The 11911-nt window shown below is 45.0% G+C and carries 16 protein-coding genes; 13 read left to right on the forward strand and 3 right to left on the reverse strand.

Annotated features, from left to right (window positions below):
* The 4 genes from VRK_RS17435 to VRK_RS17450 are packed head-to-tail and all read left to right on the forward strand — an operon-like array spanning position 1 to position 3135.
* Positions 1-888 (forward strand): hypothetical protein, encoded by an 888-nt coding sequence (locus tag VRK_RS17435; protein ID WP_059122559.1) that lies wholly within the window; start codon positions 1-3, stop codon positions 886-888.
* Positions 876-1349: a baseplate complex protein gene (locus VRK_RS17440; protein ID WP_059122560.1), complete on the forward strand. Its 474-nt coding sequence runs from the start codon at positions 876-878 to the stop codon at positions 1347-1349. Before VRK_RS17435 ends, VRK_RS17440 begins: the two co-directional genes overlap by 13 nt.
* Positions 1346-2938, forward strand: a complete 1593-nt coding sequence (locus VRK_RS17445; protein ID WP_059122561.1) for a hypothetical protein — start codon at positions 1346-1348, stop codon at positions 2936-2938. The genes VRK_RS17440 and VRK_RS17445 overlap by 4 nt, the downstream gene beginning before the upstream one ends.
* On the forward strand, positions 2938-3135 hold the full coding sequence (locus tag VRK_RS17450) for a hypothetical protein (RefSeq protein WP_059122562.1): 198 nt from the start codon (positions 2938-2940) through the stop codon (positions 3133-3135). The genes VRK_RS17445 and VRK_RS17450 overlap by 1 nt, the downstream gene beginning before the upstream one ends.
* Positions 3136-3154: 19 nt before the next feature.
* Here the strand turns inward: VRK_RS17450 and VRK_RS17455 are convergent, their stop codons facing one another.
* Positions 3155-3457, reverse strand: coding sequence for a helix-turn-helix domain-containing protein (locus tag VRK_RS17455; protein ID WP_059122563.1), 303 nt, complete (start codon positions 3455-3457; stop codon positions 3155-3157).
* Positions 3458-3676: 219 nt separating this feature from the next.
* Between VRK_RS17455 and VRK_RS17460 the strand changes: the two genes are divergently transcribed.
* The 8 genes from VRK_RS17460 to VRK_RS17495 all read left to right on the forward strand — a co-directional run bounded on the left by VRK_RS17460 (position 3677) and on the right by VRK_RS17495 (position 10214).
* Positions 3677-3904, forward strand: coding sequence for a hypothetical protein (locus VRK_RS17460; RefSeq protein ID WP_059122564.1), 228 nt, complete (start codon positions 3677-3679; stop codon positions 3902-3904).
* Between the two features lie 184 nt (positions 3905-4088).
* Positions 4089-6017, forward strand: coding sequence for a threonine--tRNA ligase (gene thrS, locus VRK_RS17465; RefSeq protein ID WP_059122565.1), 1929 nt, complete (start codon positions 4089-4091; stop codon positions 6015-6017).
* Positions 6018-6044: 27 nt separating this feature from the next.
* The gene (gene infC, locus VRK_RS17470) at positions 6045-6572 is read left to right on the forward strand and encodes a translation initiation factor IF-3 (RefSeq protein WP_269431948.1); all 528 of its coding nucleotides are present in this window, start codon (positions 6045-6047) and stop codon (positions 6570-6572) included.
* Positions 6573-6675: 103 nt separating this feature from the next.
* Positions 6676-6870, forward strand: coding sequence for a 50S ribosomal protein L35 (gene rpmI / locus VRK_RS17475; protein ID WP_027694124.1), 195 nt, complete (start codon positions 6676-6678; stop codon positions 6868-6870).
* Positions 6871-6912: 42 nt separating this feature from the next.
* Entirely contained in the window at positions 6913-7266 is a 354-nt protein-coding gene (gene rplT, locus VRK_RS17480) for a 50S ribosomal protein L20 (RefSeq protein ID WP_021019837.1), read from the forward strand.
* Positions 7267-7438: 172 nt separating this feature from the next.
* Positions 7439-8641, forward strand: a complete 1203-nt coding sequence (locus VRK_RS17485; RefSeq protein WP_059122567.1) for a sugar efflux transporter — start codon at positions 7439-7441, stop codon at positions 8639-8641.
* A gap of 237 nt (positions 8642-8878) precedes the next feature.
* Complete coding sequence (locus VRK_RS17490) at positions 8879-9409, forward strand: GNAT family N-acetyltransferase (protein WP_059122568.1); 531 nt, start codon at positions 8879-8881, stop codon at positions 9407-9409.
* Positions 9410-9638: 229 nt separating this feature from the next.
* Positions 9639-10214 (forward strand): beta-phosphoglucomutase family hydrolase, encoded by a 576-nt coding sequence (locus tag VRK_RS17495; protein ID WP_059122824.1) that lies wholly within the window; start codon positions 9639-9641, stop codon positions 10212-10214.
* A 51-nt stretch (positions 10215-10265) separates the two neighbouring features.
* Here the strand turns inward: VRK_RS17495 and VRK_RS17500 are convergent, their stop codons facing one another.
* Positions 10266-10742 carry an FKBP-type peptidyl-prolyl cis-trans isomerase gene (locus VRK_RS17500; RefSeq protein WP_059122569.1) on the reverse strand — a complete coding sequence of 159 codons (477 nt, stop codon included), beginning with the start codon at positions 10740-10742 and terminating at the stop codon, positions 10266-10268.
* A gap of 259 nt (positions 10743-11001) precedes the next feature.
* On the opposite strand from VRK_RS17500, the gene VRK_RS17505 reads away from it, so the two are divergent.
* The gene (locus VRK_RS17505; protein WP_059122570.1) at positions 11002-11616 is read left to right on the forward strand and encodes an OmpA family protein; all 615 of its coding nucleotides are present in this window, start codon (positions 11002-11004) and stop codon (positions 11614-11616) included.
* A gap of 103 nt (positions 11617-11719) precedes the next feature.
* Here VRK_RS17505 and VRK_RS17510 read toward each other — a convergent pair.
* Positions 11720-11911 (reverse strand): transketolase-like TK C-terminal-containing protein (locus VRK_RS17510; RefSeq protein ID WP_157371952.1); only part of this gene is annotated, 192 nt, incomplete at its 5' end.

The following is an 11911-nucleotide window of genomic DNA, read 5'->3' on the forward strand; positions in this document are numbered from 1 at the left end:
ATGTGGACTCAATCATCACTCACATGGCCAACTTCGGCCAACGAGATTCAAACCCAAGCGTCCTCGGTGATCAATCAGATCGGTACTGACCATGGCGAAGACCGCTTGTCCGCACTGGAAAGTGATGCTGCTTTCGGTCGCCATCCGCTCAGTCAAGATGCTCAGGCACTACTGAACCTGCGCGCAGAACTGGATCGTTTACTCACTCAAGGGCAAGTCTTGACGGTGACGCCGTATCAGTTTCAGGTCGGGGGCGAATCGGAATCCGGTGAGGTTCTTGATACCGATGCTGCGGTCAAACGTTTGGCTGAAAAACTCAGAGATTATGCGGATTCGCATCGGCCCAGTGGTCAGCTTCACGCGATTGCGGTCATGATAACCGCTCCGACCCGACAGCAGTTTGCCGAGCAGCTCAAACGGGTTACGGCGGTGATGCCGCTGCCTGAATGGTGTCAGGCTCAGCGTCACACCGAATCGTTACTGGCCGCTGATCATGAAAAATTACGCAAACCAGCGCCAATTATTCAGCCCCGGTTTAAAGCGGTCGCCCCGCTGACGACCAAGCCATTTGTTGGTATGAATGCCGCATTAGGCACGCAAGTGGCAACGTTGGAGTCACTGGCCAGTGATCAAGTCAATGTGATTGGTAAGCTGCGTCAATTGGCGGAAAAGCGTCAATCGACACTGCAAACGGTCAACGACACGCTCCAGGCAATGCAAACTATGGACGCTCAAGTCTGGTCGGTCGCTTTAACGGGTGAGCTGGCAAGTTTAAGTCACCGGTTAACGGAGATGTTGCCGCCCAATTATCATCGCTACGCGGTTGCCAGTTTGATACTCAGTGCATCACCGATGCCATTTTTCGAGGAGTTACTATGTTCGCCTTAAATGGTCAGACATTTGGATTAAAAAACCTTACCGTCAGTTTTGAACGGGAATTAAAAAGCAAAGATATGAGTGCCCAATCGTCCGGGACTGAACAAGCAGAACAGGGCGATAAAGCGGCAACACTCAATGTTTCCGGGCTGATTGCTTTTCACGATATTCACAAGCTGGAAGCGCTGCAAACCATGAGTTCGGCCAAGGATGACAAAGGCAATCGCATGGTCTACACGATTGTCGAAGAGATGGCGAACGCGTTTAAAATCAAGAAGGTCAGATTCTCCGGGCGTTTTTCTGCCGCGCAGCAGGACAATGTGATGGCTTGGCAGGTGTCTTTCCAGCTCAAAGAATCAAACAGTGTTGCTGAGCAGAAAGAAGCACGTCAAAAAGAACAGACCAAAGCTGAACCGACTCAAAATCCTCGTTTTCAGCAGTCATTGAAGCAAAATAAGGAGGCGAGCCGATGAATTTAGAAAAACGCCTCTATATTTCCGGCGAAGAAGTCCATCTGGCGCGACATATGATCAGTCTCAAACTGTCGCTCGGTGGCAAGGCGATTTTCACCATTCAGGCTGAAAAGGCCCCGGAACGGTTCGAACTGGTGCGGCTGGATATCGGTTATGAGCATGATTTGTGGATTTTCTTTGAAGGGTATATTGATAAAGTTCAGCCGGCAGAAAATGGCTTCTTCAAAATTACGGTCAAAGAAAATGCCGGGATTCTCAGTCAGCGCTGGCCGATCAGCCTTGAGCACCCGACAGCGATTGATGTGCTCGATCAACTGACAGTATTGACGGGGCTGGATTTTAAATATCCGGATGCCGGATATATGCGACAAGTGATTCCCAACTTTGTCCATCAGGGAAACGGCTATCAATGTTTGGATGCTTTGGCAAAAGCGTTTGCGATTGAAGACTGTATCTGGTTTCAGGATACGGATCAGAATATTTATGTCGGTGGCTATGCCGAGAGTCTTTTTTCTGGGAAACCAATGTCAGTTCCGGCTGAATTTACCTCACGTCAGACCAATTCTAGTGTCACGTTCGTCCCGTATCCGATGCTGCGACCCGGCCGGGTGATGAATGGTCACCGGATTACTCGGATCGATCTGATCGAAGACGATATGACGGCTTACTGGCAACCGGCCAGCAGCGAAGCGGGAGCGCGAAAACAGCAGGTTTATAATGAGTTTCCGGAACTCTCCGCAGGTTATCACTTACCCCTGTTCGGCCGGATTGAAGCGGTACGTGATGTGGTGACGAAAGGGAAGATCACCGATCCGTTCCGGCCGCGTTATGCAGTTGATGTGCAAATGCTGGATGCGGATCTTCAGGCGGATTCCTCCGTGCCGGTTTATCGTTCGATTCCGCTGCCAGTTGGGATGGGTGGCATTGAATCGGGATTACTGGCCTATCCGCTGGAAGGCATGCTGGTGGAAATTGCATTCGCTTATGGCCGCAGTGACCGGCCGATCATTCGGGGTGTTTATGGTTTCAATTATATGCTGCCATCACTTGAACCCGGTGAACAGGTACAGCAACAACGGGATGAAGTCAGTCGTCGAATCGATGGGGTTGGCAATATTAACGATAAAACCGACCAAAAAATGAGCCGTTGTGCCTATCAGATGCAGGATCAGGCACAGCATTATCAGGGCGCGTTTGGTCAGCATCAGCTGGATATTCGCGAGCATAGTCAGGAAAATATCTCGGGGAAAAAACAGATTGAGGCTTTGGGGGCGGTTGAATTGCTGGCCGGAGATAATCTGGAACTGGGCAGTCTGGGTAATCTGCATGTTGCTACCGCAGGGGATTGGATCACAACCGTCGGTCAACTACGCAATACCGTGATTCAATTGAATGATCAATTAAAAATTATGGGTAACCGACTGGAAGTGATCGAAAAAGATTGGCAAGCGTCGGCAGCGAATATGCGTTTTACCGCAGATTTGATCACGATGAATGGCGGAAAAGGCGTTGTACAAGGCGACTGTATTTGTGCCTTTACCGGTAAGCCACACTCGGATCTCTCTTCCACAGTTAAGGCAGGAAAATAATGGCACTAAGTAAATCATCACTGAAAGACAAAATTATTAACGAATTGAAACAGCAAAAATTTATCACGGAAGGAACACATGCCCGCTCTGAGGAATTGGCAACTGCACTGGCAAATGCGATCGTCGATGAAATTAAAGAAAACGCCGAGGCGATCGTTTCCGGAGGAAGCTCTGCGGGACAGTGGCCGGTGAATTAGTTCGCTTGGTACAGATTTATCATGAACGTTGAGTCTCAAACTTGATTGTTGTCATCAGCGATAACACCACCTGTTTGAGATTAGGCGGCATTTGATGCCAGAGTGTCAGGTATTCGGCGCTGTTGAGATGATCGGCTTGCGTCATCTCAGTAACACCGAGTACCGCCATAATCTGATCTCTCATTTCCAGTGTCATTGACTGGCGCCCGGATAAAACACGTTTAATTTTGGACTCGTCAATGCCGGAAATGGTTGCCAGTTGCGTATAAGAGAGGCCTTGGTTCTTTAGTAGTTTCCGAATGAAGATAACTGTGGGATGCAAAATCAATCCTTAAGACAACGCATATGATAGTTAATAATATTATCATTAAAAATATTGATTCTATTGCCGATTTTATGATGGGAAGATAGTTCGCTTATTGAACTTTTTTTGCTGCTCAGTTTGTTTTTCGGACTAATTGACAGTTGTTGGTAGCAGATCTCATAAAATTTATTGCACTATAGCAAAATGTATCAAATCAACGTTAGGCATAAGGTTATTATGAAAAATAAAATCAAAGAGTTAGAGTATATTGCTGATGAAGCTGAACTGGCAATGCTGGCACTATCCTCGATGTTACTGATGGATTGTAAAGGTGTGGCGGTTTTACAGAAGAAGATGCATGAAATTAGTCAGAAAGCCCATCAGTTGATCGCGCAGGAAACATGCCAGGGCAAAAAAGCTGTTTTCAACGCTGAGCTTAATACAGAAGAATATCAATCAGTCTGATAAATGAGTTGTGATTTCATCTCGTTGATTTAGAATAGTCGATAAGGTACTCAGGATGGTGCATCCGTATTTGCATCAAAATGGGTACTATTTTTATGTCGCGTGTTTTCTCTAAAAAACACAAATGTGCGAATTAATGAAACATGTGTTGCTTGGTGCGCAACACCACTGTAAAGGATAAATCATGCCTATTATTACTCTTCCTGACGGTAGTCAACGTCAATTCGATCATCCGGTTTCTGTTTCAGATGTTGCCTTGTCTATCGGTGCGGGTCTTGCGAAAGCAACCATTGCCGGACGTATTAACGGTGCTCGCGTTGACGCCTGCGATCTTATTGAAAGCGATGCCAGCTTAGAAATCATCACGGCAAAAGATGATGTTGATGGTTTGGAAATCGTCCGTCACTCCTGTGCTCACTTGTTGGGACATGCCCTCAAGCAACTATATCCTGATGCCAAAATGGCGATTGGTCCAACGATCGACAGTGGTTTTTATTACGATATCGATTTGGAACAATCCTTGTCGCAAGATGATTTGGAAAAAATTGAAGCGCGGATGAAAGCGCTGGCGAAAACCAAATATCAGGTAGTCAAAAAGAATGTAAGTTGGCAGGAAGCACGTGATACGTTTGAATCTCGTGGTGAATCCTACAAAATTGAAATTCTGGACGAAAATGTGGCGCGTGACGATCGTCCCGGGCTTTATCATCATGAAGAATATGTTGATATGTGCCGTGGTCCTCATGTGCCGCATATGGGATTCTGCCAACATTTTAAATTATTGAATGTAGCCGGCGCTTACTGGCGTGGTAACAGTGATAATAAAATGTTGCAGCGTATTTACGGTACAGCTTTTCACGATAAGAAAGCCCTGAGCGCACATTTGACTCGCTTAGAAGAAGCTGCAAAACGCGATCACCGTAAAATTGGTAAACAACTCGATTTATTCCATATGCAGCAAGAAGCTCCCGGTATGGTGTTCTGGCATCATAACGGTTGGTCTGTCTTCCGCGATTTAGAAGTTTTTGTGCGTGAAAAACTGACGGAATATGATTATCAGGAAGTGAAAGGTCCGTTAATGATGGATCGCGTGCTGTGGGAACGTTCAGGACACTGGGATAAATACGCCGAAGGGATGTTCACGACTAATTCTGAAAATCGTGAATACGCGATTAAGCCAATGAACTGTCCCGGTCATGTCCAGATTTTTAATCAAGGTCTGAAATCCTACCGTGACTTACCATTGCGGATGGCTGAGTTTGGTTCATGCCACCGTAACGAACCGTCCGGTTCTCTGCATGGCATTATGCGGGTGCGTGGCTTTACACAAGATGATGCGCATATTTTCTGTACTGAAGAGCAGATTCAGCAAGAAGTCACTTCGTGTATCGAAATGGTCTACGATGTTTACCGGACATTTGGTTTTGAAAATATTGCAGTTAAACTTTCAACTCGCCCTGAACAACGGGTTGGCAGCGATGAAATCTGGGATAAGTCTGAAGAAGCATTGATGCTTTCACTAAAATCCATGAATATCGATTACGAAATTCAGGAGGGTGAAGGGGCATTCTACGGGCCGAAAATCGAATTTACCCTGCATGATTGCCTTGACCGTACATGGCAGTGTGGTACAGTGCAGCTCGATTTTAATCTGCCGGGCCGTTTGGGTGCGACTTATGTCGGTGAAAACAATGAGCGTCTGGTCCCAGTGATGATTCACCGAGCGATTTTAGGATCACTGGAACGGTTCATCGGTATTTTAATTGAAGAATATGCAGGATTTTTCCCGACTTGGCTTGCACCAGAGCAGGCTGTCGTATTAAATATTACGGATAAACAATCTGATTATGTTCAGGATGCAGTGCGAAAACTACAAAAATGTGGGATTCGGGCAAAAGCAGACTTGAGAAATGAAAAGATAGGCTTTAAAATCCGCGAACATACTTTAAAACGTGTGCCGTATATGTTGGTTTGTGGTGACCAGGAAGTAGAAGCTGGCGAAATCGCTGTACGGACACGAAGAGGCAAAGACTTGGGTAAATTTAAGCTGGATGATTTCATTGAGTTGGTCCGGACCGAAGTCTCAAGCCGTAAGCTCAATCTGGAGGAATAAACTATTAAAGGTGGAAGACGTGGCCAAGTGCCGGCCAAACAAAACCAACATCGTGTCAACGGAGAAATTCGTGGTGTACGTGAAGTCCGTTTATCGGGAGCAGAAGGTGAAGATTCTCGGATTGTTTCAATTCAAGAAGCGCTTGATACGGCTTTAGAAGCCGGGATGGATCTTGTTGAAATCAGTCCGAATGCGGAACCGCCTGTTTGTCGTGTGATGGATTATGGTAAATTCCTCTTCGAGAAGAGCAAAGCGGCAAAAGAGCAGAAGAAAAAGCAAAAGCAGATCCAGATTAAAGAAGTAAAATTCCGTCCTGGAACTGATATTGGAGACTATCAGGTAAAACTACGCAACCTGCTACGTTTCCTTGAAGAAGGCAACAAAGTGAAGGTAACAATTCGCTTCCGTGGCCGAGAAATGGCACACCAAGATATCGGTGTCGATGTTTTGAATCGTCTGAAAGAAGATACGGCAGATATTGCTGTTGTGGAATCTTTCCCTAGTCGGATCGAAGCACGTCAAATGATTATGGTGCTAGCCCCTAAGAAGAAGTAATGACCGGCTTGCAAGTAATAAACCCTGCCGTCTGAGTACGGTGGGGTTTTATTCGCCCTCATTACATGGTTATTAAAATCGAAACAATGCGGAGTTATTCATCATGCCTAAGATGAAAAACAATAAAGGTGCTGCTAAGCGTTTTAAGAAAACTGCTGGTGGTGTTAAGTACAAGCACGCGACTAAACGTCACATCCTGACTAAGCGTACGACTAAGAACAAGCGTCATCTACGTCCAAACTCTGTCCTTCCTAAATGTGAAGTGGCTGCTGTTGCACGTATGTTGCCATACGCTTAATTCTTTTTTGGTTTTTAATTCGTTTAGTTTAGGAGAAGCAGAATGCCTCGCGTAAAACGTGGTGTACAAGCTCGTGCACGTCATAAGAAAGTTCTAAAGCAAGCTAAAGGTTATTACGGTGCTCGTTCTCGAGTTTATCGTGTTGCCTTCCAAGCAGTGACTAAAGCTGGTCAATATGCATATCGTGACCGTCGCAACAAGAAACGTCAATTCCGTCAACTGTGGATTGCACGTATCAATGCGGCATCTCGTCAAAATGGTCTGTCTTACAGCCGTTTCATCAACGGTCTGAAGAAAGCATCTATCGAGATCGATCGTAAGATCTTAGCTGATATCGCAGTATTTGATAAATCAGCATTCGCTGTGCTTGTTGAGAAAGCAAAAGCCGCACTTTAATTCAAAGTTGTAGCCCAGTTTTCGGAAAGGAGAGCTTTTAGCTCTCCTTTTTTGTTTTTATACGATATTAATCGTTAATCGTTAATCGTTAATCGTTTCTGTTTCCCGACCAAGTTGAGCTGGTTCAGGTTTTGTCGATTGTTTTTGAGCATAAAGGTTAAGGTATTATTGGATGAGATTTGAGCTTTTTAGAGGAGATTCAGGTGTTTACTTCTGGTTGAATGGACTGGCTGCGATGGCTTTTTCATTTATTTTACCAGTGATGAGCTTGTTTCTTATCGAAGGTTTAGGTATTGAACCGATGTATATCGGGCTTTATACCGTCGGTACTGCGATTTCTACAATTCTGATTAGTCAAATATTGGGGCGTCTGGCGGACAAAGGCATCGATAGTAAAATACTGCTGCTGATCGCAGTTGGCTTTTTGTGTCTGGCAGCATTATCGTTCTCTCAGCTGACTCAATTCTGGCAGGCGATTATTGTCGGCTGGTGTTTTATGGCATTCGGTGCGTCATCGATTCCTTTGCTGTTAGCAATGATTCGACGCTTTGCTGAGCGGTCAGGTAAAGACAGCACAAAGCTTAATTCTCAGATGCGTTCTTCGGTTTCACTGGTCTGGATTGCAGGTCCGGCACTGGCTTTTGCATCGGTCGGCACTTTTGGCTTTCGGATCAATTTTCTGCTGGCTGCTGGTATTGCGCTACTGGTTTTCTTGATGGTGTGGCGATTATTGCCGTCTGTGCCAAAGGTTGCGAAATCTGAAACTTCGCATGAAGTGGTTCCGCCTTTTCCTTATAAAGTCTGGTTTCTCGGGGTCGGTATTTTATTTGCCAATATGGCAAACAGTACTTATATCAATGCGATGCCACTCTTTATCACCAAAGAGCTCGATTTGCCAGTTTCATATCCGGGTATTTTTATGGGCTTGACGGCAGCATTAGAAATTCCAGTGATGCTTCTTTCCGCATCCTGGTCACACCGTTTCGGCAAAATACAGTTGATGATGGTGGGTTTCGTCATTGCCATGTCGTTTTATACCGGCATTCAATATGTTTCGAGTCTCGAAGGGTTGTTAGCGCTGCAACTGTTAAATGGTCTTTTTTACGGAATCTTCGTTGGTTTAGGGATTACACTGTTACAAGACTCAGCACCCAAACGGGTGGGGCAGGTTTCTGCTTTCTATACTAACGCGATGTCAGTCGGCACGATGTGTGGTACCTCTTTAATGGGGTTTGTTGCACAACAACATGGGTTTCGGAATGCAATCTATATTTCGTTGGTGGCGATTATTATTTCATTTGCTATCTTTTTGACCATTCATTTGCGTGAAAGCAAACAGGGAAAAGTTTCCGAACTACAAGTACCGCCTCTGTAAGTCACCGTTTTTCCATTTATTGCCACTGACTCCGAGTAATTGTATGTAATCAAGCGATATCACGGTAGAAAAAACTGAATATGCTGTGGCAGGATGTTGATTGCTTGCAAAAATAATAATGGCGTCGTACGGTAATCAATTGGTCATATATTTTACCGGAATGTTATGCTTGTGGGTAAAATAATGACAGTATAAATGTAGAGAACAGAGCTAACAGGAAGTTAGAAGGGCTATTAAATGGATATTCGAGTAGCTGAATATAGTGATTTTGAAAAAATTGCCGAATTGCATGCCCAAAGTTGGCAACAGAATTATCAGGGTGTTATGGAAGCCCATTATCTTCAGGATGAAGTTGAAGAAGATCGGCGTTTGATCTGGCAGGCCAGATTAATTAATCCGCCCATTAATCAGCATGTGGTTGTGGCAGAAGAAAACGGCAAGCTTTGTGGTTTCATTTGTGCGTTTGGTAATCACGATTTTGAAAAAGGCACGGTGATTGAATCTCTGCATGTTGCCTCTGAATTACAGGGGAAAGGGATTGCAAAGTTGTTGCTGAAAGAAGTCACCCAATGGATTCAGCACTATTTCCCGGATGGTGGTGTGTATATTGAGGTGATGGAACAGAATATTCGGGCCATTGAGTTTTATGACCACCTTGGGGGCTTACATACGCTGGATAGAGTCTGGCACTCTCCCTGCGGTAGTGATGTCCCGGAATGGATCTACACCTGGGATACGCCTCAGGCGATTCTGTCGGCTATCGAATAAGACTAGGTTATCGTAAGACTAAGTTATCGAATGAGATCAAGTGGGCCTGCGGGCCCGTTTTTAGTCTGTTTTCTCGTCAGAGAAGTTGTTGCCAGTGCTAAAAGTAGGAAAGAAGTTTATGAATCAGCCAGAACCTGCGGTTCACACCTCTCAATCATGTTATATCGAGCATGCCTCTCAACCCGAATTATTGACCTGCCTTTCCCAATATAAGGGACTAATTTTTGATATGGATGGTACGTTGCTTGACACCATGCCAGCTCATGTTGCGTCTTGGAAAAAAGCATCGGAACATTTTGGCTTTCCCTTCACTGCACAATGGTTGCATAGTATGGGGGGTATGCCGAGTATCAAAGTTGTCGGTGAGATTAACCGACGCTTTGGTTTATGTTTGAACCCACATGATGTTTCACAGTTTAAACAAGATGTATTTCGCTTACTGGATAACCAATATCAGCGAATTGCACTAACCTGTGACATTCTGGAGCAAGCGTACGGAGAAAGGAAGCTTGCAGTCGGAACGGGTAGTCATCGGGATAATGCACTGTCTTTATTAGAAAATGCCGGATTGCTGGATAAACTGGACACGGTTATCACCGCAAGTGATGTGGAAAATCATAAACCTCATCCGGATACGTTTCTGAAAGCCTGCCACCACATTCAACTGAAACCGAAAGAGTGTGTCGTATTTGAAGATACCGATCTTGGGAAACAAGCCGCTCATGCTGCGGGGATGGATTGTTTTCTGGTCACTGGGCACGGGTTAATTTTCTATCCGCTGACTGATGAGATATCAACTGAGTAGCGCACTATGATGAGAGCTGCATGAGCAGCTCTCTGATATAACCGATAAATATTACTGAATATCGAGTAGTTCAACGTCAAAAATGAGCATCGAACCGGGTGGAATAGTGCTGATGCCGCGATTTCCGTAGGCCAGATGTGCCGGAATAAATAAACGCATTTTCTGCCCGACAACCATCAATTGTAATCCCTCTTGCCAGCCTTTAATGACTTGTCTGACGCCAAAGGTAATCGGCTTCTTGCGTTCAACTGAGCTATCGAACATTTTGCCGTTTAATAACGTCCCGTGGTAATGGACTTTGACTTTATTCGTTGGCATCGGATGTTGCGTGCCGGTTCCTTCTTGCAGAATCTGATATTGCAAGCCGCTTTCTGTCGTGATGACACCTTCTTGTTGCGCATTTTGTTCCAGAAATGCTTTTCCTTCACTGATATTTTTTGCCGCGGTCTGGCTTCGTTTCCAGTTGCGGTAAAGAAAAATACCGGCGATGACAAACATGAAAAGAGAGAAAATATAATTTTTATCCATGGTGAATCTATTCCTTGGGTTGAATCGATGATCCCCGTTCACAATGAATCACTTATAGGCTCTTTTGGTATCTCAGAGACGATATCGTCTGAATTCGTATTTTGTGTGGGGATCTCGCGGATAGGCATATTTCAGCGAAAAGCGCGGATAAAGGCAATCTTTCTTGTTTCACAATCAGGCAAATGTCGAAAAATCAGCTATAAAGTTTTTATGATTTAGCCGATAAAGTGAGTATGTCGGAAATAAGGATCGTGAATCAATGAAGTTTATCGTTTATCTATTAAGCTTCTGTCTTTTCGGGTGTGGTTCACTTGTCACTGACCGTTTGTTCGATGACAACATGCTGGATAGAGCGCCTAAGAATAACTCAGATGTACGTTATCCTGAGTGGGGTAAGTTGCCGAAGACGGTACGCTCCGGTGTTCAGGGGCCGCAAGGGCAGAAAAGAGCCGATAACGCTTATCAGTCATTACAACGTTTTTTGCTTAATAATCGCATTGATTACGAAGTCTTACCGGGTCAGTTTATGATTGTGCGGGTCAAGCGGACCATTCAATTTGCGGTCGGTTCTGCGAATGTCACCCCGGAATCACGGCTTTGGTTAGAGAAAGTAAAAAATTATCTGGCCACTGCATATGGGCTTGAATTGGTGATTGACGGGCATACCGATGATCTGGGGGATTCCCGTTACAATGATCAATTATCGAAAAAACGAGCTGAAGCCGTCAAACGGATCATTGCAAATAACCGAGTTTCTCTCGATTCAATTTATACCCGAGGATATGGAGATGTTGTTCCGGCATGTACCAACCAGACGCAAAAAGGGAAGGCGTGTAACCGGCGTGTCGAGCTGTTCTTTATTCTTCCGACCTGATTGATTTCAATTATTTATTCGTAGGGTTCGACGCAAAAAAAACGCCAGCAATTTGCTGGCGTTTTTGTCATACAGTTTGATTGACTGTTTTTAAAGTAAGGATTTACCCTAAAGACTGCGCAACTTCGACAACATTCTCGACGGTAAAGCCGAACAACTTGAACAGTTCATCCGCCGGTGCCGACTCACCAAAGCTGGTCATGCCGACAATCCGGCCATTGAGACCAACATACTTGTACCAGTAATCTGCAATACCCGCTTCAATTGCAACACGTGCAGTCACCGCAGCAGGCAG

This window comes from Vibrio sp. MEBiC08052 (assembly GCF_001506075.1).
Taxonomy (GTDB): Bacteria; Pseudomonadota; Gammaproteobacteria; order Enterobacterales; family Vibrionaceae; genus Vibrio.

Bases quoted from the DNA above. Each gene is read 5' to 3' on its own strand.
- VRK_RS17435 (WP_059122559.1), top strand. From the start codon at position 1: ATGTGGACTCAATCATCACTCACATGGCCAACTTCGGCCAACGAGATT.
- VRK_RS17505 (WP_059122570.1), top strand. From the start codon at position 11,002: ATGAAGTTTATCGTTTATCTATTAAGCTTCTGTCTTTTCGGGTGTGGT.
- VRK_RS17490 (WP_059122568.1), top strand. From the start codon at position 8,879: ATGGATATTCGAGTAGCTGAATATAGTGATTTTGAAAAAATTGCCGAA.
- VRK_RS17460 (WP_059122564.1), top strand. From the start codon at position 3,677: ATGAAAAATAAAATCAAAGAGTTAGAGTATATTGCTGATGAAGCTGAA.
- VRK_RS17500 (WP_059122569.1), bottom strand. From the start codon at position 10,742: ATGGATAAAAATTATATTTTCTCTCTTTTCATGTTTGTCATCGCCGGT.
- VRK_RS17440 (WP_059122560.1), top strand. From the start codon at position 876: ATGTTCGCCTTAAATGGTCAGACATTTGGATTAAAAAACCTTACCGTC.
- VRK_RS17495 (WP_059122824.1), top strand. From the start codon at position 9,639: ATGGATGGTACGTTGCTTGACACCATGCCAGCTCATGTTGCGTCTTGG.
- VRK_RS17445 (WP_059122561.1), top strand. From the start codon at position 1,346: ATGAATTTAGAAAAACGCCTCTATATTTCCGGCGAAGAAGTCCATCTG.
- VRK_RS17450 (WP_059122562.1), top strand. From the start codon at position 2,938: ATGGCACTAAGTAAATCATCACTGAAAGACAAAATTATTAACGAATTG.
- rpmI (WP_027694124.1), top strand. From the start codon at position 6,676: ATGCCTAAGATGAAAAACAATAAAGGTGCTGCTAAGCGTTTTAAGAAA.
- rplT (WP_021019837.1), top strand. From the start codon at position 6,913: ATGCCTCGCGTAAAACGTGGTGTACAAGCTCGTGCACGTCATAAGAAA.
- thrS (WP_059122565.1), top strand. From the start codon at position 4,089: ATGCCTATTATTACTCTTCCTGACGGTAGTCAACGTCAATTCGATCAT.
- VRK_RS17485 (WP_059122567.1), top strand. From the start codon at position 7,439: ATGAGATTTGAGCTTTTTAGAGGAGATTCAGGTGTTTACTTCTGGTTG.